Origin of the sequence: Collimonas humicola (genome assembly GCF_018304945.1) — a bacterium.
Classification (GTDB): Bacteria; Pseudomonadota; Gammaproteobacteria; order Burkholderiales; family Burkholderiaceae_D; genus Collimonas; species Collimonas humicola.
In genome coordinates this window covers 150,720-176,616 of record NZ_JAGQEE010000003.1, presented here as the reverse complement: position 1 = coordinate 176,616, position 25,897 = coordinate 150,720, and the positions used below count along the sequence as shown (strand labels likewise).

The 25,897-nt window shown below is 55.6% G+C and carries 20 protein-coding genes and 1 pseudogene; 9 read left to right on the top strand and 12 right to left on the bottom strand.

Annotated elements, in window-relative coordinates:
* Window positions 1-8: 8 nt before the first annotated feature.
* From KHU30_RS12340 to KHU30_RS12330, 3 genes are all read right to left on the bottom strand, one after another.
* Window positions 9-788, bottom strand: coding sequence for a phytanoyl-CoA dioxygenase family protein (locus KHU30_RS12340; RefSeq protein WP_211442944.1), 780 nt, complete (start codon window positions 786-788; stop codon window positions 9-11).
* A gap of 49 nt (window positions 789-837) precedes the next feature.
* Window positions 838-3,711 carry an excinuclease ABC subunit UvrA gene (gene uvrA, locus KHU30_RS12335; protein ID WP_211442943.1) on the bottom strand — a complete coding sequence of 958 codons (2,874 nt, stop codon included), beginning with the start codon at window positions 3,709-3,711 and terminating at the stop codon, window positions 838-840.
* A 630-nt stretch (window positions 3,712-4,341) separates the two neighbouring features.
* A complete protein-coding gene (locus KHU30_RS12330) occupies window positions 4,342-4,710 on the bottom strand; it encodes a LecA/PA-IL family lectin (RefSeq protein ID WP_211442942.1) in 369 nt (122 codons plus the stop codon).
* Window positions 4,711-5,292: 582 nt separating this feature from the next.
* Here KHU30_RS12330 and KHU30_RS12325 point away from each other — a divergent pair.
* Window positions 5,293-5,847, top strand: coding sequence for a cytochrome b (locus KHU30_RS12325; protein WP_211442941.1), 555 nt, complete (start codon window positions 5,293-5,295; stop codon window positions 5,845-5,847).
* A 179-nt stretch (window positions 5,848-6,026) separates the two neighbouring features.
* On the opposite strand, the gene KHU30_RS12320 is transcribed toward KHU30_RS12325, so the two are convergent.
* The 3 genes and pseudogenes from KHU30_RS12320 to KHU30_RS25190 all read right to left on the bottom strand — a co-directional run bounded on the left by KHU30_RS12320 (window position 6,027) and on the right by KHU30_RS25190 (window position 8,150).
* The gene (locus KHU30_RS12320) at window positions 6,027-6,356 is read right to left on the bottom strand and encodes a hypothetical protein (protein WP_211442940.1); all 330 of its coding nucleotides are present in this window, start codon (window positions 6,354-6,356) and stop codon (window positions 6,027-6,029) included.
* Window positions 6,357-6,385: 29 nt separating this feature from the next.
* Window positions 6,386-6,954: pseudogene (locus KHU30_RS12315) on the bottom strand (phasin family protein).
* 911 nt (window positions 6,955-7,865) lie between these two features.
* A complete protein-coding gene (locus tag KHU30_RS25190) occupies window positions 7,866-8,150 on the bottom strand; it encodes a hypothetical protein (RefSeq protein ID WP_230427390.1) in 285 nt (94 codons plus the stop codon).
* Window positions 8,151-8,196: 46 nt separating this feature from the next.
* Between KHU30_RS25190 and KHU30_RS12310 the strand changes: the two genes are divergently transcribed.
* Together KHU30_RS12310 and KHU30_RS12305 are read left to right on the top strand one after the other, a co-directional pair.
* Entirely contained in the window at window positions 8,197-10,164 is a 1,968-nt protein-coding gene (locus tag KHU30_RS12310; RefSeq protein ID WP_230427374.1) for a LamG-like jellyroll fold domain-containing protein, read from the top strand.
* 111 nt (window positions 10,165-10,275) lie between these two features.
* Window positions 10,276-11,001 (top strand): hypothetical protein, encoded by a 726-nt coding sequence (locus KHU30_RS12305; RefSeq protein WP_211442939.1) that lies wholly within the window; start codon window positions 10,276-10,278, stop codon window positions 10,999-11,001.
* Between the two features lie 216 nt (window positions 11,002-11,217).
* Here the strand turns inward: KHU30_RS12305 and KHU30_RS12300 are convergent, their stop codons facing one another.
* A complete protein-coding gene (locus KHU30_RS12300) occupies window positions 11,218-11,355 on the bottom strand; it encodes a hypothetical protein (protein WP_211443268.1) in 138 nt (45 codons plus the stop codon).
* Window positions 11,352-11,690, bottom strand: a complete 339-nt coding sequence (locus KHU30_RS12295) for a hypothetical protein (protein ID WP_211443267.1) — start codon at window positions 11,688-11,690, stop codon at window positions 11,352-11,354. The genes KHU30_RS12300 and KHU30_RS12295 overlap by 4 nt, the downstream gene beginning before the upstream one ends.
* Here KHU30_RS12295 and KHU30_RS12290 point away from each other — a divergent pair.
* The gene (locus KHU30_RS12290) at window positions 11,683-12,717 is read left to right on the top strand and encodes a hypothetical protein (RefSeq protein ID WP_230427352.1); all 1,035 of its coding nucleotides are present in this window, start codon (window positions 11,683-11,685) and stop codon (window positions 12,715-12,717) included. The genes KHU30_RS12295 and KHU30_RS12290 overlap by 8 nt on opposite strands.
* Before the next feature lie 150 nt (window positions 12,718-12,867).
* Here KHU30_RS12290 and KHU30_RS12285 read toward each other — a convergent pair whose 3' ends face one another.
* On the bottom strand, window positions 12,868-14,217 hold the full coding sequence (locus tag KHU30_RS12285) for an anion transporter (RefSeq protein WP_211442938.1): 1,350 nt from the start codon (window positions 14,215-14,217) through the stop codon (window positions 12,868-12,870).
* A gap of 486 nt (window positions 14,218-14,703) precedes the next feature.
* On the opposite strand from KHU30_RS12285, the gene KHU30_RS12280 reads away from it, so the two are divergent.
* Together KHU30_RS12280 and KHU30_RS12275 are read left to right on the top strand one after the other, a co-directional pair.
* A complete protein-coding gene (locus KHU30_RS12280; protein ID WP_211442937.1) occupies window positions 14,704-15,351 on the top strand; it encodes a TetR/AcrR family transcriptional regulator in 648 nt (215 codons plus the stop codon).
* A gap of 53 nt (window positions 15,352-15,404) precedes the next feature.
* Window positions 15,405-16,049: a CPBP family intramembrane glutamic endopeptidase gene (locus KHU30_RS12275; protein ID WP_211442936.1), complete on the top strand. Its 645-nt coding sequence runs from the start codon at window positions 15,405-15,407 to the stop codon at window positions 16,047-16,049.
* Between the two features lie 249 nt (window positions 16,050-16,298).
* Here KHU30_RS12275 and phaP read toward each other — a convergent pair whose 3' ends face one another.
* Window positions 16,299-16,958 carry a TIGR01841 family phasin gene (phaP, locus tag KHU30_RS12270; protein WP_211442935.1) on the bottom strand — a complete coding sequence of 220 codons (660 nt, stop codon included), beginning with the start codon at window positions 16,956-16,958 and terminating at the stop codon, window positions 16,299-16,301.
* Window positions 16,959-17,732: 774 nt separating this feature from the next.
* Window positions 17,733-19,655 carry a S53 family peptidase gene (locus tag KHU30_RS12265; RefSeq protein WP_211442934.1) on the bottom strand — a complete coding sequence of 641 codons (1,923 nt, stop codon included), beginning with the start codon at window positions 19,653-19,655 and terminating at the stop codon, window positions 17,733-17,735.
* Between the two features lie 636 nt (window positions 19,656-20,291).
* Here KHU30_RS12265 and KHU30_RS12260 point away from each other — a divergent pair.
* Window positions 20,292-21,488, top strand: coding sequence for an MFS transporter (locus KHU30_RS12260; RefSeq protein WP_211443236.1), 1,197 nt, complete (start codon window positions 20,292-20,294; stop codon window positions 21,486-21,488).
* A gap of 55 nt (window positions 21,489-21,543) precedes the next feature.
* Entirely contained in the window at window positions 21,544-22,041 is a 498-nt protein-coding gene (gene ssb, locus KHU30_RS12255) for a single-stranded DNA-binding protein (RefSeq protein WP_211442933.1), read from the top strand.
* A gap of 239 nt (window positions 22,042-22,280) precedes the next feature.
* Here the strand turns inward: ssb and KHU30_RS12250 are convergent, their stop codons facing one another.
* On the bottom strand, window positions 22,281-23,477 hold the full coding sequence (locus tag KHU30_RS12250; protein WP_211442932.1) for a hypothetical protein: 1,197 nt from the start codon (window positions 23,475-23,477) through the stop codon (window positions 22,281-22,283).
* A gap of 612 nt (window positions 23,478-24,089) precedes the next feature.
* Between KHU30_RS12250 and KHU30_RS12245 the strand changes: the two genes are divergently transcribed.
* Complete coding sequence (locus KHU30_RS12245) at window positions 24,090-25,895, top strand: ShlB/FhaC/HecB family hemolysin secretion/activation protein (protein ID WP_211442931.1); 1,806 nt, start codon at window positions 24,090-24,092, stop codon at window positions 25,893-25,895.
* The last annotated feature ends 2 nt before the right edge of the window (window positions 25,896-25,897 follow it).

Below are 25,897 nucleotides of genomic sequence, written 5' to 3'. Positions count from 1 at the left end.
AAGTGTGATTAGCTTCTTAGCAGGATATCTTCCGAGGCGGCGGAACGGCTGCCGGGTACGGGCGGATTGCTTTTGCCGTGATAGGCGAACACCACCGATTCCTTGACGGTTTCAGTATTGTTGCGGCCGGCGGCGTGGAACAGGCCGCTGTGGAAAAACACCACGTCGCCCTGCTGCAGTTCAACCGATTTCCCCTGCGTGAACAGGGCCTGGTTCGCGGCCACTTCCGGGCGCAGGAAATCGAGCTCGTCCATCTGCTCGGGTTTGATGTCGAGCCGGTGGGAGCCTGGAATGAAGCGCAGTCCGCCATTGTTCGCATTCTCGCTATCCAGCGCCAGCCATACTGAAATCAGCTCGTTGCGCGGGAACGACCAGTAGCGGATATCGCGATGCCAGCCGGTCGCGGTGCCGAAGTGCGGATGCTTGGTCATCACGCAATTGTGGTGCGACAAGGTCAGGCAGACCGCTTCGCCCAGCAGCAGTTCCAGCATCGCCACCAGCTGCGGATTGCGGGCCCAGGCCCGATAGCTGTCGTCGCGCTGGTAAGCATTGCGCAGGCGGCGCGCGGTGCGGCCGCCGACGCTGTCGAGCGACTTCGGCGCGCCGGCATAGCCGACCTCCGATTCGTATTCCAGCGGCGCCACTGCCTGCGCCAGGTGGGCGTTGGTGGTGGCCGCCATCAGTTCGCAATCGGCGGCCGCGACCAGGCGCGGCAAAATCAAGAAACCATCTTTTTCGAAAGCGACTATCTGCGCTGCGGACAGCGCCGGGGTGGTGTTGGTAGACATCGTTATCTCGTTATTGCACTCCCGGCTTCACGGGCCGGAAGTACTTGTTTTATTTTTTCTTTGGTTTTTCCAGCAACGGTCCCAGGTATTTGCCGGTGACGCTGGCCGGATTCGCCGCCACTTGCTCCGGCGTACCGGTAGCGATGATGCGGCCGCCGCCGGCGCCGCCTTCCGGGCCGAGGTCGATCAGCCAGTCCGCGGTCTTGATCACATCCAGGTTGTGCTCGATGATGACCACGGTATTGCCCTGGTTGCGCAGGCGGTGGATCACTTTTAATAGTAGGTCGATGTCGTGGAAGTGCAAGCCGGTGGTCGGCTCATCCAGGATATACAGGGTGCGGCCGGTATCGCGCTTGGACAGTTCCAGCGACAGCTTGACGCGCTGCGCCTCGCCGCCCGACAGCGTGGTGGCGCTCTGGCCGAGGCGGATGTAGCCCAGGCCGACATCCAGCAGCGTATGCAGCTTGCGCGCGATCACCGGCACCGGCTTGAAGAATTCATAGGCTTCTTCCACCGTCATGCCCAGCACTTCGGTGATGCTCTTGCCCTTGTAATGCACTTCGAGCGTCTCGCGGTTGTAGCGCTTGCCGTGGCAGACGTCGCACGGCACGTAGACATCCGGCAGGAAGTGCATTTCCACCTTGATCACGCCGTCGCCCTGGCAAGCTTCGCAGCGGCCGCCCTTGACGTTGAACGAGAAACGGCCGGCATTGTAGCCGCGTTCCTTGGCCATCGGCACGGTCGAGAACAGGTCGCGGATCGGCGTGAACAAGCCGGTATAGGTCGCCGGATTGGAGCGCGGCGTACGGCCGATAGGCGCCTGGTCGACCGAGATCACCTTGTCGAAATGCTCCAGCCCGCCGATCGATTCATGCGCCGCCGGTTCCGCTTGCGAGCCGTAAAGGTGGCGCGCGGCGGCGTGGTACAGGGTATCGTTGACCAGCGTCGACTTGCCGGAACCGGAAACGCCGGTGACGCAGGTCAGCAGGCCGACCGGCAAGTTCATCGTGACGTTCTTCAGGTTGTTGCCGGTAGCGCCGGTAATGATGAACTGGCGGTCGGGATCGGCCGGGGTGCGTTTTTCCGGCACGGCGATTTTCAAGGTGCCGTTCAGGTATTTGGCGGTCAACGATTTCTTGTTCTTGAGGATCTGCTCCAGCGTGCCTTCGGCGATCACTTCGCCGCCATGCACACCGGCGCCCAGGCCCATGTCGACCACATAGTCGGCAGTGCGGATCGCATCTTCGTCATGCTCGACCACCAGCACGCTGTTGCCGATGTCGCGCAGGTGGCGCAAGGTTTCGATCAGGCGGTCGTTGTCGCGCTGGTGCAAGCCGATCGACGGCTCGTCGAGCACATACATGACGCCGGTCAGGCCGGAACCGATCTGCGAAGCCAGGCGGATACGCTGGGCTTCGCCGCCGGACAAGGTGTCGGCGCTGCGTTCCAGCGACAGGTAATCGAGGCCGACATTGTTGAGGAAGGTCAGGCGCGAAACGATTTCCTTGATGATGCGGTCGGCGATTTCCTTCTTGGCGCCGGTCAGCTTCAGCTTTTCAAAGAACGACAAGGTTTCGCGCAGCGGCGTCGCCGCGATTTCATAAATGGCGCGTTCCTGCTTGCCGCTGCCGACCTTGACGAAGCGCGCTTCGACGCGCAGCCGCGCGCCATGGCAGGACGGGCATTCTTTTTCGTTGATGAACTTGGCCAGCTCTTCCTTGACCGCCATCGAATCGGTTTCACGGTAGCGCCGCTGCAGGTTGTTGACCACGCCTTCAAAGGTGTGTTCCTTGATCACCGTGCGGCCGCGCTCGTTGACATAGCTGAACGGAATGGTTTCCTTGCCGGAGCCGTACAGCACCGCCTGCTGGGCTTTTTCCGGCAGTTTTTCAAACGGCATGTCGATATCGAATTCGTAGTGCGCCGCGATGCTGGTCAGCATCTGGAAATAGAACTGGTTGCGCCGGTCCCAGCCCTTGACCGCGCCGCTGGCCAGCGACAGGTTAGGGAAGGCGACGATGCGCTTGGGATCGAAAAATTCGATATGGCCCAGGCCGTCGCATTCCGGGCAGGCGCCCATCGGATTGTTGAAGGAGAACAGGCGCGGTTCCAGTTCCTGCAGCGAATAGCCGCAGATCGGGCAGGCGAACTTGTTGGAGTACACGTGCTCGGCGCCGCTATCCATTTCCAGCGCGATCGCGCGGCCTTCCGCCAGCCGCAGCGCGGTCTCGAAACTTTCCGCCAGGCGCTGCTTGACGTCGGCCTTGACTTTCAGGCGGTCGATCACGACGTCGATGGTGTGCTTCTCGGTCTTCTTCAGCTTGGGCAGGTCGTCGACTTCATAAATCTTGGCGGCACCGGTGCCGCTCTGGATGCGGAAGCGCACAAAGCCCTGCGCCTGCATCTGCTCAAACAGGTCGGCATGCTCGCCCTTGCGGTTGGCCACCACCGGCGCCAGGATCATCAGCTTGGTGTCTTCCGGCATGGCCAGCACCGCATCCACCATTTGCGACACCGATTGCGCCGCCAGCGGCTTTTCCGGGTGGTCCGGGCAATACGGCGTGCCGACGCGCGCATACAGCAGGCGCAGGTAATCGTGGATCTCGGTCACGGTGCCGACAGTGGAGCGCGGATTGTGCGAGGTGGCTTTCTGCTCGATGGAAATCGCCGGCGACAAGCCTTCGATCAGGTCGACATCCGGCTTTTCCATCAGCTGCAGGAACTGGCGCGCATAAGACGACAGCGATTCGACATAGCGGCGCTGGCCTTCAGCGTACAAGGTGTCGAACGCCAGCGACGACTTGCCGGAACCCGACAAGCCGGTGATCACGATCAGTTTGTTGCGTGGTAAGTCCAGATTGATGTTCTTGAGGTTGTGCGTACGTGCACCCCGAATGCGGATCTCTTCCCGATTTTTATCCATCTACAGCTTTCAGCGTAAGTTTAAGGCCGTGTTGGCTTATTGGAATTGCAATTTCCACGCCTGAAAGGCTTGCTCGTCTCGCTGGCGGGGCGAATAGCCCGGCGTCAGCCCTGTGCGGCGATGCCATATCAAACGGATCAACCTGACACTATATCAGGGTCGGGATTTTTAAGTTTATTGGGCCTGTCTTGCATGGCCAATGTTTGCGCGGCTGTTGTCGGTGGCGGAGGGGAAATAGTTCAAGCGTGTCTAATATTTCAGGCATATCCAACGCAATATTTGAGACTGGCATTTTCTTGCGCTTCAGATAAATTGCGGTCGTTTGCGTGGAGGTGTGCACGGCTGCAAATTGTCGCCGTACTATAGGGATGTGGCCAACACCAGGCTCGCTGCGCTCAATACACCAATAGAAATGAAAGAATAGGAAATAGAGATTACAAAATATTGCTATGTATATCTATAAGGTGTGTCAAACAGGTCGGCCTCTACCTAGGTTGCTGGCATTCCGGATGTCGTGTGGTCGGGCAGTGCGAACCACTTTCTTGATGAGTCGTGATTAATTTGTTCTTGTTGACGTAAAGGCCCTCAGCAATGAGGGCCTGCTTATCGCACCGCAGCTAGAGGGCTGTGTCAGGATTCATCTTTGCCGACACTGACGGTAAACGAACCGGAGTTGTTACCGTAGGTATTCGGGACATCGTTATAGACGAATGTAATCAAGCCTTGGGTATTCGCCGGTGCGGTCCAGCGGAACAATCCTGTGTTCACCGGAATGTAACCACTCGATCCTATTTTCATCACCAGCGCGCCACAGTATGCGTCTCCACAGATCAAGCCTTGATTCGGGTGAGTCTTGTCTCCTTGTGGTCCCCAGTTGGGTTGCGGACCGTAGCCGGCCCATCCCGATGCAACAATCGTAATTACATCCCCAGGATTGTAGGTTACGTTTGTTGGTTGTCCATTTTGTGCATTAGCAGCTACTGTGCCGGTCCAAGCCATGATTTACCTCCGATGGTGGTTAAACATATTGGGTATATGCATAGACGTACAACGGGATCGTTATCCTTTTGCCGTAGATGATCTCCTCCTTTAACAGCTTGAAGATGCGCAACCGGCCCCGCTAATGAATTAAAGCACAATGAGTAGGGAGCAACACCTGTCAACATTGACGGGGACAAGGCCCGGCGCTGTGAATTCCGAGTTGTTGCAAGTTGCACCTTAGCTCATCGTACGTGTCGCATCAGCGCATCACGAATCAACGCTGGATCGGTTGAATTAAAACCAAGTAAAGGCGGGGCCGGATAGTGATACTCCGCCCCTTTTTTGCAACCTTGTCGGTCAATCCTGTTGGATTGCACTGAAATCTGACCCGCAGGGGGGCAGTTTTGGATGCAAATCAACAGGTAAATAGATTGATTTTTCCGAAATAAGCGATAACACAACCTTGGACGCGCACCGACCTACGCGCCTAAGTCAACCCTAATTTTGGGCTGGTATATGGTCTGGGGAAGCGAATAAATTCTGCCGTTTCCCAGATCATATTGAACAGCATGCATTTAACTGGAATGGAGTCGTCCTGCCATGTACGTAAAACACAATAGCGGTGCCGAAAAATATAGTTCGCTCGCCATAGGACTTCACTGGATGACCTTGCTACTGCTTGTTGCTGTATACGCAACCATGGAGTTGCGCGGCATTTTCCCCAAAGGTAGCGATGGCCGTAATGGCATGATGATGTGGCATTACATGCTTGGCCTGACGGTTCTGGCCGTTGCCACATTACGGTTGGTGGTGCGATTTTCCAGTGCGACGCCGCCGATTCAACCGCCGCCACCGCGTTGGCAAATGTTATTTGCCGGAGCCATGCATGTGGCACTGTACGCTTTGATGATAGGTATGCCTATACTCGGTTGGCTGACGCTGAGCGCTGCCGGTAAGCCGATTCCCTTTTTCGGCGCGCATCTGCCCGCGCTACTCAGTCAAGACAAAGAATTGGCGTCACAAATAAAAGACGTGCATGAAACTTGTGCAGCCATAGGCTACTACCTGATAGGCTTGCACGCTGTGGCGGGCCTGTTTCATCACTATTTCGTGCGCGATACGACGTTGCGACGCATGCTGCCGTTTAAGTCGTGAATTTATTCATGGTGCGGTTACATAGGATTTTTTTTGATGAGAAGTAGAGTTGGTGCGGGTCTTCAGTCTCATTCCACGCCGTGAACTATGAGGCTTGACCAATTTGCCTGAAACAGCAGGGTAAGCTAAAAGCGTACCCTGCATTTGAAGGTCTGGTTGAACGAACGACTGTCCCTTGCTTACGAAATGATGGAAACGTGATCTATGGAGGCGATCTTCTCACCCTTCTCGTAGATCTCAACCGCCTCAATATTTTTTGAGTTTGGCGGCATGACACGGTTGTATTTGGCGGGCACCCATGTCAATACTTGCGGCCACATTCCGGGTTCTTGAACGAGGTGAAGATCCAGCAGGAGGATCGCAGGATTGATCCCTTGCGGTTCCTTCATGGTTACCACAGCTTTTATCCCTGGGTTACCGACCAAAACATCGCCGGCGACATGCAATTCGTGTGGGCCCGGTGGCATAGTGTTCAACCATGCGTGCCAGTTTTTGCTTTGATTAGTCATTGTCCATTTCCTCCTTGTGATTTGGTGGTTTACTTCTTGCTCGAATGAGCGGTGCTACTCTTAGTGGCGGCTTGCGACAGTTGATCGACGGCGTTGTTGACATCGCTCTCGATGGTTTCAACTGCTTGCTTGGTGTTCTGGGCCAACTGTTCTAACCGGCGTTTGCGCTGCCGATCGCGGATTTGACGAGCGCAACTGCGCCTTCTGCGCCTGACGGCACATTTTTCGCTGCCTGGTCAACGAATTCAATGACTTTACGTTTGGTTTCTGCAACTTGCGCTTCTGCCGACTTGGTCAGTTCAGCCTGTGTACTGGAGGCGATGCTAGCGAAATGACGACCGTAAGCGAAAGCTTTTTCAGTGTTCGGCTGGGCCAGGGCTGCGCTTAGCGAGAAAAATTCATGTGGATCTTTCGCCGCAAACAACTTCTGAGTAATGGCGGTCGAATCTTCCAATGAGGCTTTGGTGGTGTTCAGGTTGAGGGCGATCAGTTTTTCCACACCAGCAATTGCCTTGGTCGTGAAATCGGAGAACAGGGCCAGATTAGCTTCGAAATTGGCTTTGGCAGCGGCTGAAAATTGTTCTGCGACGGTAGGCATGGCTTCTCCAAGGAGTCGTTGTTGTAAAAACAGACGACATCAGTAGGATGACGAAAGGTAGCTACAGACTAGTCGTTGGTTGCAGAGGGCCATTGATTGAAATGGCGCATTGTGTGGTGCGCGAATGTGATTGTAGATTTTTGTTGCCAGATGTCTAGCTGGTAGTTTTGACAGTAATGTTTTCCTTTATCTCCTATGTCGCATAACGCTTTAAGGTCGGGATCACGCTCAAATTCGTTTATTAACGCCTGCTCAATCGGGCTTCCCTTTTTTACATAGTCAACGATGTGACGAGCTGTAATAAAAAATTAAAGGCGTTGTCGATGGTCGGCGACTCCGCTAGCCCTTCTTATCCGCATCCGTCAGTGCCTTTTCTCGGACGTCCATTACCGTGTAAGCGATCAAAAAAAAGAACAATATCGAAGTGGATATCGCGGATAGAAAATTGGTTATCGGATTCGTAGATACGATTCTCTAAAAACTCGCCAAGTGATATTTCATGAGGCCTGGCGGCCAATTTTGGGCGAACAAATTTTGACAAAAATCGAAAATACTGACAAATTTTGGTAGCGCTAACACCAGTTGCTGCCTTTGAATGCGCTATTCGTCGTTGGCACAGTATTTGCGAAAAAGAGATCGCATGATTGAGTGTCGCGTCGAACAATATGTCGACGTCATTGAAATCAAAACAGAACGTCTGTTTTGTCGTACCTGCATAACCGCCTGGATATGACGGAAAACGAGCCGCGAAACTTCAACAGATTACATATCGCGGCCAGATAGACATTCAACTTCCAATGTGATTTCCAAGATATATGAAAAGGTCAGAGCGTGAGTAAGCCAGGGATCGATGATAGCGACAAATTTCCACCAACACTTCTTGATGCAAGCAACATCATTAGCGATGAGCGTCATGCCAATGGCATGACGCGTCGCAATTTCATGTCCAGTCTTGGCGCTTTGTTCCTGGCCGGCTGCGGCAGCGGCGATATGGCGTCCGCGAGCACCAGTGCTGGTTCGCCTGCCACGGCTGTCACTCCGGCGCTGACGCCGACACCTGCGTCGACACCGACTTCAACGTCGACTCCAACACCAGCATCGACGCCGGCATCAACACCGCCAGCATCAACACCGCCGGAAACCACACCACCGGAAACCACACCACCGGAAACGACGCCTCCTCCCGCGAACAACACGTTTGTGCATCCTGGCTTGCTGCATACGCAAGCTGATTTTGACCGCATGAGCCAAAAGGTGAAAACAAAGGCGTCGCCGTGGATCGATGGTTGGAATGTCCTGGTCGCTAACAGCCATGCCAGCCTGAACTACACACCTCGTCCGCAGGCGGCGATTTATCGCGGCAGCGACGGCGTGCATGCCGAGAACTACCCGCTTCTTTATAACGACATTGCTGCCGCCTATGCTTGCGCACTACGCTGGAAAATTGCTGGCGATGATCTCTATGCGAAGAAGGCAGTGGCAATCCTGAATGCCTGGTCGTCGACGTTGACGCTATTGGGCGGCAATTCGAATGTCGACCTGGCCGCCGGCATCTACGGCTACGAATTTGCCAATGCGGCCGAAATCATGCGTTCCTACAGCGGCTGGGCAGCCGCCGATCTTGCCAGTTTCCAGAAGATGATGCGGACCGTCTTTTACCCCATCAACCATGATTTCCTGATTCGCCATAACGGCACCGAAGTGACTCACTACTGGGCCAACTGGGATTTATGCAATATGGCTTCGATCATGGCTATCGGCGTGTTGTGCGACGACCGCGCCATGTTTAACGAAGCGGTCGATTATTTCAAGAGCGGCGCGGGCAATGGCGCCGTTTCGCAGGCTGTCTACTACATGCATCCCGGTTATCTGGGGCAGTGGCAGGAAACCGGCCGCGACCAGGGACACAACACCTTGGGCATCGCATTGATGGGGCCGATCTGCGAGATGGCCTGGAACCAGGGAGTTGACCTGTACGGTTACGACAATAACCGCTTTCTTGCCGGCGCTGAATACGTCGCCAAAGCCAACCTGATCGAATCCGGCAGCACGTTTTATACGGTGCCGTACGTCACTTACAACAACGTCGACCACGTCAACCAGACTGCCTTGTCGACCGGCAGCCAAGGCGCCGCGCGGCCTGGATGGGCGCTGGTCTATAACCATTACGTCAACCGCAAGGGATTGGCTGCGCCCTATTCCCGGAAATTCGCAGCTCAGGTTCAGCCGGAGGGCGGCGGCGGCAATTACGGGCCGAACAGCGGTGGCTACGATCAGCTGGGCTACGGCACGCTGACCTGCACGCGCGACCCGATTGCAAGCGGCGCGGCGCCGAGCGGCCTGACTGCCATTGCGAGCCAGGGACAGGTGCAGCTGTCGTGGTGGGGCAGCGCGTATGCAAGCAGCTACAGCGTCAAACGCAGCACGGTCGCCGGAGGACCTTACACAACCATCGCCACCGGCATCAGCGATTTGCTGACTTACACAGATAGCGGACTCGCTGCAGGCACTTATTACTATGTCGTCACCGCGCAGACGCCATCTGGAACCAGCGCCGCCTCGAACGAGATCATCGCGATCACGGCGTTGCAATTGCTGGCCCACCTGGCGTTCGATGACGGCAGCGGCACCACAGCCGCTGATTCCAGCGGCAAGGGGCATGCCGGGACGCTGGCTAACGGCGCCAGCTGGGCTAGCGGCAAGAAGGGTGGCGCGGTGTCGCTGAACGGCAGTAACGGCTACGTCAGCCTGCCTGCCGATATTGTGAGCGATGTGGCCGATTTCACGGTCGCGGCATGGGTGTTCTTGAATGCCGCCGGCACGTGGGCGCGCGTGTTCGATTTCGGTTCCGGCACCGGACATTACATGATGCTTGCGGCCCGCAGCAACAGCGGCTTCCCGCGGTTTGCGATGACCGTCAACGGCGGCAGCGGCGAGCAAGGCATCGACAGCAACACGGCATTGCCGGTCGGGCAATGGGTCCACGTCGCCGTTACGCTGTCGGGCAAAACAGGAACCTTGTACATGGACGGCAACCCGGTAGGCAGCAATCCCGCGATGGTCCTGGCGCCGTTCCGCCTGGGCAGCACGAGCCAGAACTGGATCGGGCGCTCTCAGTATGCCAGCGACCCATACTTAAACGGCTTGGTGGACGAGTTCCGTATCTATCGCGGGGCTTTGAGCGCAGCGCAGATCGCTGCTTTGATGTGAGGTTCCGATTGTCGTTACGTAGTTTGCTGATATCTGGCGACAGTCAACTGCCTATTGGAATTTTTTCCGTAGAAAGCACATATGAGAAAACCGCGATGATTGCCAGGGAATATGTTTCAGATATCAAGAATTAAAAAGATCGTCGCGTGTCTGTTCTGGCTTCTGCTGTTTTCGCATGCAACTGCGGTGCGTTGTGAAAATCGGTTTTATGTTATCTGGCGGGATTTCGGATTGTCTGATGCCGCGCGTCTAGTCAGTCAATATTCAGGCCGTTCGATTCGTTTGGCTCCGGAAGTGCGAGGAACAGTTAATCTTGCTTCAACCGATCCGCTTTCACCAGATGAGATTTTTTTTCAGTTCCAAAAGGCACTTCGGGAACGAGGGCTGAGATTGGTACGCCTTGATGGCAATGAATATCGAATAGAGACGACAAATTCAAGTGCAGTAAGCAATCAGGCCGCGACTCCACGCACACCAGAAATTGTCACGTCTGAATCGGCGAAGACACTGGTCGCATTGGCAAAATCCGCTTGCAGCCTGGAAGCGCCGGTCGGCAGGCATCGATATGTAGGCGCTGTATTCGCGTTCGAGCAACGCGCACAGGCAATTGCTTCGCGACTCTGTGCGGCTGGAGCCGAAGCTATCGTCCTTGCGTCGAACGATCCAACGGATACGGGGTTTTCAGTTGTATTGCTGTACCGGGACAGTAGAGAAGATTATCGAGCAATGATTTCTGCGGTAGAACAGGCTGGATTAAATGATTTGATTTCCACGCCGGCGTTATCTGCTGAGTTTTCTATGCAGGAAGGTAGCGCGGGCGATGTCAAAGACAAATGAAGTTACTCGGGGATCTGACTTTGCCGTAAATGCAGGCATGGTTCCTGCAGTGTGCGTGGAAGCTAATGACGATCATGTCAAGCAATACGATGACACGTTTTTAGCTATCAATGCCAGCGGCGAAGCCCTCGGCAAAGCTGTTTTATCGGTTGCGGCATCACGATGCGTGTCATGTCGAAACTTGATCCGGATCGCCGCCAGGTCTCGGGCATCAGCTTAAGCGGCGCGTGCGGCGATTGGTTTCCCTTCAATTTCACGGAGTTTTAGATGATTAGATTTTCCCTTCGACATGTTGCTGCGCCATTGCTCATATTCTTCCTTTTTGGCTGCGGTGGCGGAAGCGATGGCAATCAAGGCGGCAGCACGTCAGGTGGTACCGGCGGCAGCACGCCAATCGGCACAGGCGGCAGCACCCCAGTCGGCACAGGCGGCGGCACCCCAGTTGGCACAGGCGGCAGCACCCCAGTTGGCACAGGCGGCAGCACCCCAGTCGGCACAGGCGGCGGCACCCCAGTCGGCACAGGCGGCGGCACCCCAGTCGGCACAGGCGGCGGCACCCCAGTCGGTACAGGCGGCAGCACGCCGGTCGGCACAGGCGGCAGTACGCCAGTCGGTACAGGCGGCAGCACGCCAGTCGGCACAGGTGGCGGCACACCAGTCGCCGCAGCGACTACCGCTTTAGTGGCCAAGCTCGGCAAACCTTCCAGGGTGCTGGTGGGACTTGGGGCGGGCAATTCATTGGCGGATATGAAAAGCCAGAGCGTTCGCCCGGATATTGTCGACACTTATCTGGTGGGCGTCGGTGCTGGCGCGTGGCCTACTTGGAACAGTCCCGATGGCGCGTACATCACATATACCGCGCAGGCCATTCAAGCCTATGGCGCGACCCCGATGTTCACGCTCTATCAGATGGCGCAGAACGGCGATGGCAACTTGAGCGGAATCGCCAATGCGACGTTCATGAACAACTACTGGGGGCAGGTCCGGCTGATGTATCAACGCATTGCTGCGCTCAATGCGCCTGCATTGATCAATCTGGAGCCGGATTTCTGGGGATATGTATGGGCGCAAGCGCCGGGGCATGATCCGACGCAGTTGCCCGCAGTCGTAAACAGCCAGGCCGAATGCAGCGGGCTACCGAATACAGCTGCCGGCATCGGCCAGTGCCTGGTGCAGATGGGCAGGAAGATCGCGCCCAATGCCTTGATCGGATTTCCGCCTTCGTTCTGGGCTGCAACCCCGGCGGCGATGGGCGCTGAAATGCAGGTGGTCGGAGCGCACCTGGCCGATTTTATCGTTGCCCAGACCAGCGATCGAGACGCCGGCTGCATGGAAGTCGCAACGCCTCCAGCGGAATGTGCAGGACGGAGCGGCCCGTTCTATTGGGACGAGAACAATATCGCCACACCGAACTTCCATCAATCGCAGAGCGGGATCTCGGACTATCGCACCGCTTTGAGCAATGGACTCCCAATCTTGTGGTGGCAGACGCCAATGGGTATCCCTTCTGCTACGCCTGGCGGCACTAATCAGCACTATCGCGACAATCGTGTCGACTACATGCTCCGCAACACGCAAGAATACGGCGACATACACACCTTCGCCATCGTCTTCAGTGCAGGGGGGACCTTCCAGACCTCGATCAGTACTGATGGTGGACAATTTGCCCGCCTCCTGGGGCAGTATCTGGCGCAAGGTGGCGCCGCTCTGCGGTAGCGATCGGAAGCCGCGGACTGCCGCTGGCAGCGCCGCGGTCAGGCACTCAATGGTGGAGACGGCGGGAATCGAACCTGCCGTCGCTGAAAAATTCGCGGGCTTTATTCAACTTGCCAGTTGTCATGCCGCGTTTCTGTTTCCGCAAGGTTCTTACCACAACCACAGAGTCCCGATAGCGAGAGTGACGATCGTCAACGGCGCGCCAATTCTGAAATAATCCCAAAACGTGATTATTACCCCAGAAGCAGCCGCTTTCTGAACGACGATCAGGTTTGCTATTGATCCCAGAACGGTGAAATTGCCTGCGAGAGTCGAGGCCATCGCGATCACCAGCCATGCCTTGTCGTGATCCTTCAGCGCTTCGACAAACGGTTTCAGCACCAATACGGCTGGCACATTGCTGACCAAATTGGATAGCAAGGCCGTGAGGGCGCTCAGTACGGGAACCTGATCCAGATGCAAGCGGCCTACCGCGGCAATTACTTCTGGACTGAGAAGCGTGTGCTGCGCGCCGGCGACGATGATGAATAATCCGGCAAACATCAATAGCAATGACCAGTCGATTTCGGCGTAGATCCGATGAGTCTTCACCCGCCCGGACAAAAGTAGCAGGCCGCCAATGATGATCGCCGCCTTGGCTGGCACGACTCCGGCGAAAAACAACGCGATCATGACCAGCGTCGCCAGCAGAGCGCGGACGACCAGCACACGATTGACCCGGATCTTTTGCTGTGGTGCTTCCAGCTTGGCGGCATCGCCGAACTCATCCCGATGAAAGAGCGCAATCAGCGCCACAGTAGCTACCAGTCCAATCACCGCAATCGGTCCTAGTGCAAGGGCGAAACTGCTGTATGGGATATGGGAAAAACTGCCGATCATGATGTTCTGGGGATTACCCGTGATTGTCGCGGTCGATCCAACGTTCGACGCCATCGCTACAGCTAGCAGGTAAGGAATTGGCCGGCGTCCCAGTGCGGCAGTCAGTTCCAGCACAAGCGGCGTCAACACCAGGCAGATCGCGTCGTTCACCAGGAATGAGGAAAAAACGCCGGAGATCGCAACAATCACACCCAGCAGTATCAGAGGCCGCCTGGCATGTCGTCGGCCCCAGCCGTTGACGATTGCAAAAAATCCAGAAAGGCGCAGGCTGGTGACAATAATCATCATGCCGAGCAGCAGCGTAATGGTATCGAGATCCACCGCCTTGTAGGCATCCTCCAGCGGCAGTGCGCCTGATGCAACCATAAGACCGGCGCCGACAAGGGCGATGCCGGCCCGGTCGATGGTAAGGCCAGGAATCCGGCCTATGGCAAGGGCCAGGTAGCTCCCGATAAATATCACGGCGGCGGCAATACCGCGCCCATCTGCGATAGCCGTGCTATCGGTCGGAAACAGGCTTGGCGCCAACGCAGCGGCAATGCTGATAATGACCACCAATCCTACCAGGAGGACGCTTGAAGCAACGATCCAGTAGCTTCTACGCGAGACTTTGTGATGCATATACCAATCCCGCTTTCAACATACGACTAATCATCTTTGTAAAATGTCGTTTCCGACTTCGTCAGTTTTAAAGAGGCTAATGTTGCGTCCTGGTCGCAGTTGTGACGCCGAGGCTCTTCACGGTCGCTGCCGAAACGAAAATTTGATGAAAAAATATCTCATATTCGTTCGATGACAAAACACTATGCCCCGTAATTAAATCAATGCATTCCGCATGGATATTAGGAAAATCCCTCGCAGACCTAATATCCATGCGGATTACAGCCATATTTCATCGCGACACTATATCAGGGTCGGGATTTTTAAGTTTATGCGGCCTGTGCCGTGCGGTTGCCGCGCTCAACTCTTGAAAGTCATATTCCTTTTTGACCGCATCCGTGAGCGCTTTTGCTCGAACGCCCTTTCCCGTGCAGCAGTAATGTTCTGGACTGAGCTAGGTTCAATCGAATGTTGACTGAAACGACTGTTTCATGTAACGTCCGTTTCATGAATGCCAGAAAAGACGAACTACTCAATGCCACAATCGACTATCTCGCTCAACATGGCGTAGCCGATCTCACATTGCGCCCGCTTTCGGCTGCCATTGGAACCAGCGCAAGGCTCATTATTTTTCATTTCAAATCGAAGGAAGATTTGCTCATGGAAGTGATGATCGCGGTCCAGGCAAGGTTACGCAATTCGCTCACCAGCATCTCGCTCGCAGACGCTGCCGCCAGGCAGATTTCTCCAATGAAGCTGTTTTGGAACTGGGCGATAAAAAAATCGAATTTTCCGTATTTGAGATTGTTATACGAAATGCATTTCATCGCGATCCAGAATCGCGCGGTCTATCAGCGATTCCTTGATCACACCAGCTTTAGCTGGCTGGAAATTATTGAGGGCTATTTGCCGGTCGAGATGCGATCGAAAACAGTCGCCACATTATGTGGAGCCGTATTTGAAGGCCTTGTCATCGAGCTGTTGAGCACTGAAGACATCGATCGCACCACAAAAGCCCTGGACCACTTCATTGAAATGCTTCGCCATGAATGGGGGCATGTCAAAGAAAACCCCGTGAAAAAGAAGACTGCCCAGTCTGCAGGGAAGCCCGCCAAGTCGGCTGCGAAGTCATCGAAAAGGCGTACTGCGGACTAATTGAGAGTCCATGAAATCGACAAACATGGTTGCCAAATACAGGGGAACTGGCGATGAACATTTTGGAATCGCGGCGTGCAGCCGTTCTTGCCGCAGGAATACTGTTCGTCCTGATTGCCGGAAGCCTGCCCTACGGAAAATGGATGGACGAATTTCAAAGCGTGTCCCATTTGGTTTTTCACGAGTTGATCTGGTGGGGAATTGTTTTTCTGGTTTGGGCATATGTACATTTTGTCGAGAAGAGGCCGCTCGCTTCGATCGGATTGTTCAGGCCAAAATGGACAGATTTGCCGATTGCTATCGTTTTTGGGATGGTTACGCTGGCAGGATTGATCGCTATCATTAATATCGGCTTACCTGCGTTCGGGTTGCAGCTGAATGGAGAGAACGTGTCGCAAATAGGCAATACTCCATTCTGGTGGCGGGCCATTTCTGTTGTCAGGGCGGCGGCTTCCGAGGAAATCCTGTTTCGCGGCTACGCAATTGAACGCATTCAGGAATTTTCAAAAAGCAAGGTGGCGGCAGCGATCATTACTTGTGTCGTTTTTACCTTGGCCCACGTAGGTTCATGGGGCTGGTCGCATATTCTGGTTGCGGGGTTCGGCGGTATTGCATTCACCGTTCTGTATCTCTGGAAAAGAAATCTTTGGTTGAATGTTATCGCACACTTTATGGTCGATGCCGCTGCGTTTCTTTGAAGTCAAATTGCGCGGTGCGCGTCTCCAGTTCGATGCCGCTGCTAAGGCCGGCGCCGCTGATGCCATGCCCGACTTTGGCTGTCAGCCAGTCCTGACCATCAATATTGCTTATGAATCCAAAGACTTTCACCGGCGATTGGAACGATGAGAAGGAGTTGGGAGACTAGCAGCAAGCAATTTTTTTTCCAGGAAATATTGGCCCGCCGCCACAAGGTCAGCGGGCTTTTTTTGAATCTTGTTTTGCCCTGTTCAATGGGTAGTGCCAGCCGCTTGACGACCATTCCTTTTCCGGGATGCCTGGTGGGCGGAAGCCACTGCGGGCTCATCTTCCGTCGGCCAGTTGCTCATCTGTTTTGCAAATGCATTTGCCGCTTCGAATGCATCCATTGGAGATGTCAGGACGGCGAAAAATTTTTCGGCGCCGGCGGGCATATTCCTGGTCAATTCTGTCAGCAGCATGATGCCGTTCTGGCTGGCTTCGGCGGCCTTCGCTCCGGCAACCTTGTTGAATTCGATTTGCATTGCGGCGGCAATCCGGGCTGCCTCTGCACCATAGTAGACGACGTTTTGGATGTCGTGCTTCAGGTGCATCGCATTCATCAGAAAGAAATCCCGAGGGTTGCTGGTCTGCAATATATCCTTCGTGTTGGTGGCGGATTCCAATAGAGCCGCCTTGGCTGCATCGGTATTCAGTTTTGAAAATTCTTCGATGTGCTTGATGATCTTGCCTTTGAATTCTGCCGTGATCGCAAGCTGGGCTTCCAGGTTGCCCTTGATGACGGAAGCAAGTTCTTCTGAAAAATAGGACATGGACTTCTCCTCAATGAATAAATGCAATGTACAACCCTGGCGCAAGGAACGCCGCCCGAATGGCGGTGAAAATTCCAGATGAGAGACGAGTCTTTGCAAGATTTCTCGGACAAAAAAAGCGCTCGGCGGCCATCGCCAGGATCTGGGCGCATCAATACAGTCTGGTTCTGAATCCCATTGGAACAGTCATTGATAGGCGCTTCCAAAGCGATCTGTCCTCAGCCGTTTGAGCGGGAGATTCGGGAGGACGCGCTTGCGGCTGGCATGTGATCCCCATGTCGTGGCTCTGCATTCCAGGCAGCGGTGATCACCCCGCCATGCATCTGATAGATGGGATGCCCGAAAAGCGCAACGCGCTAAAAAGTATAGGGCGGACCGAACAAAACTCAAGACAAATCGCGGCTAGTGTTTTGAGCAGCGCAGGCGAACGATATAGGCTCGATCAATGCATCGATGTCCGCGACGAGCGAAATTCCAGTGGCCAATATAAGGAAGTTTTCCGGCTGCGAAAACTGTTAAGTTTTGCAGGGGAGTGCGTGGACTGTCCACTGTTTAAGATGCTAGTTTCTTTGCCGCACATGGCTTGTCAAAGCGGGTATTGCGAAAATTTCAGGCTTATTTTGATCTTTTCATTCCCGTCGAAACCGGCGATGACTTCGACCGTGATACGGTCCCTCCCGTGCTCAGGGTCGACATGAAAAAGGAGGGTAATTATGAATATCGTCTATGCCGAACGTACGCCAAGCGATTGACGATTCGATAGCATCAATTCAACCCTCTTCCGGCTGAAGGCGCGGATGCTGCTTGTCGCCGCCACGGCTCACATGGAGCCGTGGCGGCGCTGCACAACACGCTAGCTAAAACGACGGACGATTAACGCGCAAAATCAGCAGTGTTGGCAACGAAGGCATTCAGGTTGCCGATGTTCAGGCTGCCGAAACCGGTCACCGCATCCCAGCCCTTGCCGGCCTTGTAGCCATAGGAGCTGCTGTAGCCGTTGGTGCCGGAAGTCACGTCATGCAGCAGCGAGGCGTTGGCTGCCAGCGGGAAGTACTTGTAGAAGCTGGCGGCAGGGAAGCCCAGGCCGTTGGCATTGGCCGATTGCAGGCGAGCCCAGACGCCGGTGAAGATCGGCGCCGCCAGGCTGGTGCCGCCAACAGTGTTGAGGTAGCCGTTCTGGTCGGTGGTGCTGCCGTTGATGACCAGGTTGGCGCCGCTGGCGCTGGCAGCGTCGAAGGCGATGTCCGGCAAGCCGCGGGTCGTCTTGCCTGCTGCAATCACGCCGGACTGATAGCTCGGCGCCGCTTCGTATTTGCTGTAGCCGCCGCCGGTGGCCCAGATGCGCTTGGTGTTGTCGACGTCGCCGGCTGCATCGTACTGGCCGATCGTCCGCAAGCCTTCATTCCACACGGTTTCGCTGCTGTAGGCGCCGGCGTTGGTGTAGAGGGTGGTGCCGCCGACGGCGATCACGTAGGGCGAGCTGGCCGGTTCGCTGACGTCATAGGTCGACTTGTTTGTCGGCACGCCAGGCGAGCCGGAAATCGAGCTGACCTGGCAATTGTAGGCGCCTGCATCGCCGGTCGATACGGAGAAGGTCTGGCCTTGTGCAACAGCCTGCTTGAAGATGTTGTCGTCCGCCGCCTGCGTGCCGTCGCTGTTGGCCGCAGCTTCGCAAGCGCCCAGTGAGACGTTGATGACCTTGGCCAGGTTGTCGGACACGGCCTGGTTGTAGGACGCGGTGATGCTGCTGAACTGCATGTCCGGCGATGTGTAGAAGATCATTTGCTGTACCGCGCCGCCGCTGGTGCCGGTGATGGTCTGGCTGTCCAGGTTCCACTCGCCGATGCCGGAAGTGTCGCTGTAATCGCTGCCGGACGGGCCGGTTTGCACTACGCTGGTGTTGACGGTGGCGAAACTATTGCTGTCGGTGAAGGTGTTCAAGTCAGCAATGGTTTGTGTCAGGTCGCCTTCGGAAATGATGGCGACGGTGGTGTTCGACGCGGTTGGCGTGCTGCCGGCGCTATAGATGCCAGGGAATTCCGCCGGGCTGTGCGAAGTCGCCACTGGCGTGGCGTTGGTGCGGGCTTTGGCTTGCATTGCAACGCCGGCTTGTGTCTGCGACTGCCTGACAAAGTTGGTATGGGCCAGCTCGACGTTCTGCAGGCCGAGCACAGAGCCGACGATATGGCCCAGGGCTGCCGGCACCTGGGCGGCGTCGGTATTGGCGAACACCGGGCGGCCGTCTTGCTGGAAGCGTTTCAGCGAAGTATGGAAACCGGCTTGTACGGTCGCTGCTGTGCCCGAGGCTGACACCAGTTGGCGATTCGGCGAGACTTTGATATTCACAAAGCCGGCCTTGCGCAAGTGCGCCACTACTGTCGCCACATCTTTTTCCGTAGGCGCATATTCAGCCTTGAACTGGGCCGGCGTCAGGAATTTGCGATGGGCCGCGCTGCCTGGCGTATGCAGGTCCTTCAGGAATTGATCGAGCTTGGCTTCGTTACGCAGGTTCAGGCTCAGGGTGACATGCACCGGTTCGCCTTGCGCCATTTGCACCGCGGCTTCTGCCGGTGTCTGTTTGCCGGCGTCGACTGCCGTGCTTTTCTGTTTCGCCTGTACTTGCGGCAGGAATGCCTTGGTCTTGGTGGCGACCCAGGCATCCTCGGGCGCGGCGTGGGCAAGGCCGGACAAGGACGCAAACGCCAGTGACAGCGCTAACGACAATGCCGAAGCACGGGGAATCGCAAAGCTTGCTGCTGTTTTCGCTGCTGTTTCCGCTGTTTTTTTCGTATTCATACGCTTATTCCTCTTGAGTCGAACCTATAAATGATGCCGCAGCCCTGCAAGGCAATCCGCCCTGCACAGGTTGATCCGGCGCTGGAGCCTGCATCGCCGGCGGCGAAGCAGGAGATAACGGACGTCAGCCCGTTAAGGGGTCGGCGGCAGCGTCAACGCTGCCTGTGCCGGAAAGGGGGGAGTGCTGCCGCAGGGCGAAGCTGGCCGCGCGCTGATGGCGATGGAGGGCATAGGGAGATGCATCGTTGCGTGAAAATCATGGGATTTCCCTCTTGAGGATGAACAACACCGTACTGGCTCTTATGGAGTCCTACTTGTTATGCCAATCGAGATGGGAAAAGGGGTCATGCTTTTGGGAAATATTTGAACAGATCTGTCTAATATTTGTAAGCAAATGTTAGCGCCGGGTTTATTGCTGGCGGAGGCCGTGTTTTGCCGCCCGCAAGGTCGTAGCAAAACATCAAGCAGCACGGCGCAATCAGCGATCCGGCAATCCCGACGGGTCGTGGCCATTCCATTCCCTGCTACTATATTGGGTTTGGATCTTCGTCCTGGCGCCGCCTCAGCGCCGTCCTCTGGTAATTGCTCAACATGAATAATCCGTCCTCCCTTCCCGACAGCGACGTCAGCAGCGGCATGAGCCGCGCCGAAGTCAAGGCGAGCGCTTCGCTGGCCTCGATCTTTGCCTTGCGCATGCTCGGCCTGTTCCTGATCCTGCCGGTCTTTTCGGTGCACGCCAAGACTCTGCCCGGCGGCGACAGCGCGGCGCTGGTCGGCCTGGCGATGGGGATCTACGGCTTGGCGCAGTCGTTCGGACAAATCCCGTTCGGCGTCGCCTCGGATAAATACGGCCGCAAGAAAATCATCGTCATCGGCCTGATCTTGTTTGCGCTGGGATCTTTCATTGCCGCCGCCGCCGGCAATATCTACTGGGTCATCATCGGCCGCGCGATACAGGGCGCCGGTGCGATCTCGGCGGCGGTGACCGCCTTCATCGCCGATTCCACCCGTGAAGAGCACCGCACCAAGGCCATGGCCCTGGTGGGCGGGTCGATCGGCCTGACCTTCGCCTTGTCGCTGATCATTTCGCCGCTGCTGTATGAATGGATAGGCATGGGCGGCATCTTCGCCATGACCGGCGTGCTGTCGCTGGCGGCCATAGGCGTGGTGCTGTGGCTGGTGCCGAGCGTGCCGCTGGTCAAGGCCAGGCGCGTGGCCTGGACGGAAATCCTGCGCAACGGCGAACTGATGCGTCTCAACTATGGCGTATTTGCCCTGCACATGACGCAGATGGCCATGTTCGTGGTGATGCCGGCGGCGCTGGTCAAATACGCCGACCTGCCGGTGGCTGCGCACTGGAAGATTTATCTGCCGGTGGTGCTGGCGTCGTTCGTCCTGATGCTGCCGCCGGTGTTTGCCGGCGAGAAGCAGGGCAAGATGAAGCAGGTGATGGTGGCGGCGGTGGCCCTGTTGTTCATAGTGCAACTCGGCTTGCTGGCAACATTCTCGATGGAAACTATTCGCTGGCAGTGGCTGGTTGTGCTGCTGCTGGGCTTTTTCATTGCCTTCAACGTACTGGAGGCCAGCCAGCCGTCGCTGGTGTCGCGCATAGCGCCGCCGGCCGCCAAAGGCGCCGCTCTCGGCGTCTATAACACCATGCAGGCGCTGGGCCTGTTCGCCGGCGGCGCCATTGGCGGTTTGCTTAAACAGCATGCCGGAGCGCCTTCTATCTTCATTTTAGGAGGGGTCGCGACCCTGTGCTGGCTTATAATCGCATCCAGCATGAAAAATTTGCCACGCCGCAGCCAGGCGGCCGTTTCAGCGGCAGCATAGATTTCAAGGCATTGTTCAACGCATTTATCAAGATATTCGTAATCAGGAGAGAAACATGGCATCGGTCAATAAAGTCATCATCGTCGGCAATCTCGGCCGCGACCCGGAAACGCGCTACATGCCAAACGGTGAAGCAGTCACCAACATTGCCGTTGCCACCACGGAAAGCTGGAAAGACAAGAACAGCGGCGAGAAAAAAGAATTAACCGAGTGGCACCGCATCACCTTCTACCGCAAGCTGGCGGAAATCGCCGGCCAGTACCTGAAGAAGGGCTCGCAGATCTACGTCGAAGGCCGTCTGCAGACCCGCAAATGGCAAGACAAGGACGGCGCCGAGCGCTACACCACTGAAATCATCGCCGACACCATGCAGATGCTCGGCAGCCGCCAAGGCCAGGGCGGCAGCGCGCCCATGGATGACGGCGGCTACAACAGCGCGCCGCCGGCACGCCAGAACACCGGCAGCGCACCGGCAGCGGCGGCGTCCCGTCCGGCGCCTGCTTCGCGTCCGGCGCCGAATTTCTCGGATATGGATGACGATATTCCGTTCTAAATCGGACAATGATTTTTTGAAAAATAAATCGAACTCTTCTTTTTTTAATCGATTGATTATCAAGGAAAAATGTTCAAGTGACGCCTCCCGGTTCCGTAAAGGACCGGGAGGTTTTTTTTCGTCCAGAGAAATTGTAATGATGTGGATTCGCACAAGCAAAACAGGTGTTTGGGCATCTCCAGAAATGCCGTCAGAAGTTATCCCCGCTCCGGGGTGATGTCAGCATCACCTCGGTTGGTTCAAAAGGGTAATGCGGTACTGGCGGGATCGGTGGTCGGGGTGCAACTGGGCAATGTCTCACCGCGAACTGCGACGGCAAATGTCGCGCCTGTGTGATTTGTTGTGCACACTTTGACTTTGATTCCTGCTTCGTCATCGATCAGAGTCCGACCTGGCTGCAATGTTGGATCGGCTCCCGAGGATGTTTCCGGCGTGCTGTCGAGTTGTGTGTTGATAATGTTGCTATTGCTCGAAGCCTTTGTGCTAAATCTGACCCATATGCCGGTAACTCTATTATCGGTAGGAGGGAAATTATCAAAGATGGTTGGTTGACGATACTCAAGTGACATGTAATTTAATGCTCCGGACGGACTACCGGGACGTTCAATCAGGTAAAGCTGGGTTTCGGATCCGCCCAGTACGCCGAGATGATAAAGTCCGGAGACGTTTATGGTCTTGGCTTGAGATGGATCAAGCCAGCCGGAGTACCATCTGTTGAAGGCTGGATAGAGTGTTCCCCCACCGGATAGGGTGTCGCCGGTATCGCCGTATTGGACTGTGGTGCATCCGGCCGGTGCCGTCACCGTATCACCACTTTTCTGGCATCGGACATAAGTCTTTCCATGCTGATATCCCAGATTGTGGCCGAACTCATGTTTATACACATGCGGGCTTTTCGTCGGACCATACACCCCGATAATTCTTCCTGGCACGTACGCGCTGCCGTATCCACCACAACTAATTATGTTGATCAGAAAATCGAAGTTTGCCGGATCAAGTCCTTGCGCCGCGGCCGCTTTCGCTCCCTCTTGTGTTGCTAGCGAGAGTGGCATAGGACTGCCGCTCTTGCATAGTTCTGGGCGAGGGCCTGATGTGAAGGCAATGACACTGCCGTCCAGGGTCAGTTTTCCCTTTGAAGCGGCAAGTATGTAGGAACGCAAGGAGTCGGGATCCGTGGAAAGGGTGTGTCGTTCAATGAGCGATTTGTCCAACGTATTTTCGCCCTCCCAATTGACTACCGCCACCAGAACTTTTTTAACGCCCACGACAGGGCGATTTGCATCCGCTATTCCCTCGGGCGGAGGGATGTTATCGGGGACGGCGTCTTGTTCGTCAAAGCTCCATTCGTTGTTGGTTTGAGGATCATTGCTATGCTGCGCGGAAGCCATCTGAATGTGGGCCAATATACAAATCAGAAAAAATTTCAAAATTTTCATATTCGTTTTCCTTAAGATAAGCAGAGATTTTCTTGGCCGCTGGGCCGGTTTGCCACGAGCTCATTATAGGGACGCCTCGTTTTTTAGACCGTGAATGCGGGGCAATTTAAGATGTTGTCTATGAAAGGATGACGGTGCATGAGTGAAGGCAAGAAATGTAAAGTGCGCGCGGTGAAATTCGAGCCTTGGTTGCTCTGGAGCGGACATGCGGGGTAAAGACGATTTTCGAAAACGACAGATGTATGGGGGGCATTCGCAACGGGTTATCTGAGATGATTGCGCGGATGCTTGCTAAAGTAGCGTTATTGCTGGAATTTTTCTGCAGGTCATATAGGCTTAATTTGTTGCGGGCAACCATAAAGTAACGCAAAGCGATCGACGGTTTTGCCAGTTCTCGTTTGAGAGCTTGTCATTGGCATGGCGCCAACTAAATTCTCCTCTCCATAAATACCAGATCGCATGTGTTGGCACCTGGATTTTCGATGCTGATTAACTACGGTATGTGAACCATTGCAAAATCCAGTATGAATTTAACAATATGACAAACCTTAACAATTAGGTATCTGATTACACTGCTTCCCTGATAGCAAGAAAAATAAGGCAGCAGTGAAAATGGGGAAACGCTTTCGTAAAGGGAATCTGCTGGGCTATGTCAAAAGCATGAGCCCGGTTTTGCTATTGGCTGGCGCCATGTCCGTCGCGCATGCGCAATCTGTGCAAACGTCGGACAGCGAAGAACAGCGTCGCCGCAGCCAGGCCGAAGCGCAAGAGCGGCAGCGCCAGCTGCAGGCGCCGAACGTCAATTTGCAGGGTGCTGCGCCAGCGGAAGAAATAGACAGCCTGGCGTTGCCGGCTGAATCTCCTTGTTTCACGATTCATCAATTCGTCCTGGACGTGCCTGCGCAACTCTCGCCCGCGGTGCGCGCAGTCGGCACCAGCGATCTGCCGTTTGATCATTTCCGATTCGCGCAAGATTACTTGCGTCGTTACGATGGCGCCTGCATTGGAAAAAACGGCCTGAACCTGATCGTCAAGCGCCTGACCAACCGGATTTTAGAGCGCGGCTACAGCACCACGCGTGTCGGCATTCCTGGACAAGACATTGCTGCCGGCACCCTCACATTGACGCTGATCCCCGGTGTGATCCATGCGATTCGCTTCAGCGACCCGAGCCTCTACGGCACCTGGAAAACCGCTTTTCCGACCGGCCCCGGCAAGCTGCTCAATCTGCGCGACCTGGAGCAAGGGCTGGAACAGATGAAACGCGTTCCCAGCCAGGACGTGGACATGCAGATCGTGCCTGGAGACACACCTGGCGAAAGCGATGTGGTGATCTCTGTGAAACGCAGCAAGCTGTGGAAGCTGACCGGCACGCTGGACGACAGCGGCGCCAAGGGAACCGGCAAGCTGCAAGCCGGATTGAATTTCGCCATGGATAACCCGCTCGGCTTGAACGACATGTTCAACATTGGCCTGAGCACCGATGCCGACCGCAAGGCCGGCCAGCGCGGCACCACCGGCAATAATATTTACTACGCTATCCCTTTCGGATACTGGAATTTCGCGGTCTCTGGCAGCACCTACGATTATCATCAAGCGGTGGCGCAAGCGAGTAACTCATCTATTTCGCATGGCAAGTCACGCAACCTGGAACTCAAAATTTCGCAACTGTTCCAGCGTGACCAGGAGCAAAAGAACAGCTGGCAATTCAAAGTCGGCAAGCGCTGGAGCCATTCCTATGTGGATGACGCCGAAATCCAGTTGCAAAACCGCGATACCACTTACGCTGAGCTGGCCTGGGTGCACACCCACTACTTCGGCAGCGCGCAACTGGATCTGTCTGTTGCAAACAGGTGGGGCGTCAATTGGTTTCATGGTCAAACCTATCTGCGGAGAAATGGCCAGGAAGATCCCACTACGAACAACCTGCACTACACCCTGCAGACTATCGATGCCACCTTGAGCGTACCGTTCAAGATCGCCGAACAGCCGGTGACCTACATCGGCACGCTGCACGGCCAAGCATCGCGTTCGCAGCTGATCCTGGCGGATCAATTCAGCATCGGCAACCGCTACACGGTGCGCGGTTTCGATGGGGAGCTGACCCTGGCCGCTGAACGCGGATTTTACTTGCGCAACGAACTGAATCTGCCGATTGCCAATAGCGGCCAATCGGCCTATGTCGGCCTCGACTATGGACAAGTCTACGGTCCTAGCGTAGCCGGCTGGCCGCAGACAGCCGATAGAGCGGGCAATTCTGGTTTGCTCGGCAATAAGCTGGCCGGCGCTGCCCTTGGCCTGCGCGGCGGTTTTTATGGTTTGACCTACGACGTGTTTTCCAGCTGGGCGCTTTATAAGCCGCAAGGCTTCAATACCGCCATGCCTGCTGTCGGCTTCAGCCTAGCCTATCAATATTAAAT